This window comes from Stenotrophomonas sp. P5_B8, from assembly GCF_054049855.1.
The window spans coordinates 1-817 of the sequence record NZ_JBFULO010000793.1 but is presented as its reverse complement, the minus strand read 5'-3'; the positions used below and the strand labels follow the sequence as shown (position 1 = coordinate 817).

Here is an 817-nt window from a genome sequence, read left to right as displayed (position 1 = left end):
GATGTGCTGGCCTCAATATTTAGGGGAGAATTATTTTTCTGTAACAACTCTGCTGCTATCGGCTRGATCAGTTGTCATACGACCGACATCCCAGTCCGAGAGGACAGTCGCTTGCAAACCCGAACCTCCTGCCGGCGGGCCTCGCTTCGAGATGCACTCATTGAGTGCATCTGGGTGAAGCGGGTTCAATCTGATCCCTCTATGTATCACCGGTCGTGCTCGTCATCTTCTCGACTTCCGAGTGTCGGCCCACGCCAGACACTGCGATCCTCACGATGAGCAGGGGATTGGGCACGTTCTTGAAGAGGTTCCAGAAGTTGCTCCAGCGAAGAGCTCGTCCGGATCTTGAAGCTATCGTCGCTTTTGGCCACGGCAAGCCAGGTCGCATCCCTTCCACCTCCGCCTTGCTTGCGATACGAGGCCAGCTTGCGCAGGTACGCCTCAAGATCACCGGGCGGCAGGCCAATCTTCTTCTTGGCTTCTGGAGATTTGTCGCCGACCAGACCCACGAGGCCCAGGATCAGGCGATGGCACTCCATCTCAACCTTGGACTTACCCAAGCCCAACGCGGATGCATAGGCCACAGCGAACAGATCGATTCCATCGGACGTTGACCGGCTGAAACACAACATGTGGGCCCTGCGGGAGGCGACCTTCAGCAGCGTGTCACTATCAAAGGCCTGCAGCGCTTCCTTGCTCCATTTCTCCTTCTCCGAGTCGATGGTCCCCTCCTCGCGCTTGAATTCCAGGGCCAGGCACCAGTCCGCCCCGACCACGAGGTCACCRAACGTCCCGTCCAACGGAGTTTGCTGGAATA

The 817-nt window shown here is 57.5% G+C and carries 1 protein-coding gene; it reads right to left on the bottom strand.

Annotation, left to right across the window (positions count from 1 at the left end):
• Positions 1-206: 206 nt before the first annotated feature.
• The coding region (locus ACXJKH_RS21500) for a hypothetical protein (RefSeq protein ID WP_457322423.1) at positions 207-817 on the bottom strand (611 nt) is incomplete at its 5' end.